General features: G+C 64.2%; 1 protein-coding gene and 1 riboswitch. The gene reads right to left on the minus strand.

Going from position 1 to position 1,681, the window contains the following annotated elements:
- Positions 1–48: 48 nt before the first annotated feature.
- Positions 49–1,458 (minus strand): adenosylhomocysteinase, encoded by a 1,410-nt coding sequence (gene ahcY / locus P3W75_RS14165; protein WP_276227990.1) that lies wholly within the window; start codon positions 1,456–1,458, stop codon positions 49–51.
- A gap of 22 nt (positions 1,459–1,480) precedes the next feature.
- Positions 1,481–1,603: riboswitch (S-adenosyl-L-homocysteine riboswitch) on the minus strand.
- Positions 1,604–1,681 lie beyond the last annotated feature (78 nt).

The raw sequence follows: 1,681 nt of genomic DNA on the forward strand, positions 1-1,681 counted from the left end.
CGGCGCACGGTTGCTCCGTGCGCCGCCCGGTACCTGCCGCTGCTGGCCTTAGTAGCGGTAGGTGTCCGGCTTGAACGGACCTTCGACGGTAACGCCGATGTACTCGGCCTGTTTCGGGGTCAGCTGGGTGACCACGCCACCGAAGCCTTTCACCATTTCCAGGGCCACTTCTTCGTCGAGTTTCTTCGGCAGCACTTCGACGGTCAGGCGCTGGGCTTTCTTCTCGGCGGAGAGGTCGGCGTACTTCTGCTCGAACAGGAAAATCTGCGCCAGTACCTGGTTGGCGAAGGAGCCGTCCATGATGCGGCTCGGGTGGCCGGTGGCGTTGCCCAGGTTCACCAGACGGCCTTCGGCCAGCAGGATCAGGTAGTCGTCGTTGGCCGGATCGAAATCGCCGGCGCCGGTGCGGTGGATCTTGTGCACCTGCGGCTTGACCTCTTCCCAGGCCCAGTTCTTGCGCATGAAGGCGGTGTCGATCTCATTGTCGAAGTGACCGATGTTGCACACCACGGCGCGCTTCTTCAGGGCCTTGAGCATGCCGGCGTCGCAGACGTTGACGTTGCCGGTGGTGGTGACGATCAGGTCGATCTTGCCCAGCAGAGCGGCGTCGACGCTGGCTTCGGTGCCGTCGTTCAGGCCGTTCTTGTACGGGGAAACCAGCTCGAAGCCGTCCATGCAGGCCTGCATGGCGCAGATCGGGTCGATTTCGGAAACCTTCACGATCATGCCTTCCTGGCGCAGGGACTGGGCGGAGCCCTTGCCCACGTCGCCGTAGCCGATCACCAGGGCCTGCTTGCCCGACAGCAGGTGGTCGGTGCCGCGCTTGATGGCGTCGTTCAGGCTGTGGCGGCAGCCGTACTTGTTGTCGTTCTTGCTCTTGGTGACCGCGTCGTTGACGTTGATCGCCGGGACTTTCAGGGTGCCGGCCTTGAGCATGTCGAGCAGGCGGTGCACGCCGGTGGTGGTTTCTTCGGTGATGCCGTGGATCTTCGCCAGCATCGCCGGGTATTTCTTGTGCAGGATCTCGGTCAGGTCACCGCCGTCGTCCAGCACCATGTTGGCGTCCCACGGCTGGCCATCTTTCAGGATGGTCTGCTCGATGCACCATTCGTACTCCTGCTCGGTCTCGCCCTTCCAGGCGAACACCGGGATGCCGGCGGCGGCGATGGCGGCGGCGGCCTGGTCCTGGGTGGAGAAGATGTTGCAGGACGACCAGCGAACCTCGGCGCCAAGGGCGGTGAGGGTCTCGATGAGCACGCCGGTCTGGATGGTCATGTGGATGCAGCCGAGAATCTTCGCGCCTTTCAGCGGTTGGCTGGCGGCGTACTTGCGGCGCAGGCCCATCAGTGCCGGCATTTCGGACTCGGCGATGATCAGCTCGCGGCGGCCCCAGGCGGCCAGGGAAATGTCGGCGACCTTGAAGTCGGTGAAACCGGCAGGCGTCATGACAGCGCTCATGCGTAACTCTCCATTCGTTGTCTGCGAATGGGCGCCGTTGATGCGTTTGGCGGTCGGCGGATGCCGGCCGGGACGCGCCCCGTACGAGCCTGACAGGCAGGGTCTGTGGACACAGGCCCTACCCGCTGCAGCGCCCCTCGTGCGGGTGGCGGGAACGACCGGAGCGGAGCCGGCCGATTTGAAGCCTGCGGATTATAGCCAGGCTGTGTGACAAGCCAAAGGT

The sequence above is a fragment of the Pseudomonas citronellolis genome (assembly GCF_029335315.1).
GTDB classification, from domain to species: Bacteria; Pseudomonadota; Gammaproteobacteria; order Pseudomonadales; family Pseudomonadaceae; genus Pseudomonas; species Pseudomonas citronellolis_A.

What these genes read in the sequence shown, in the direction of transcription:
- ahcY (WP_276227990.1), bottom strand. Translation starts at nt 1,458, where the DNA reads ATGAGCGCTGTCATGACGCCTGCCGGTTTCACCGACTTCAAGGTCGCC.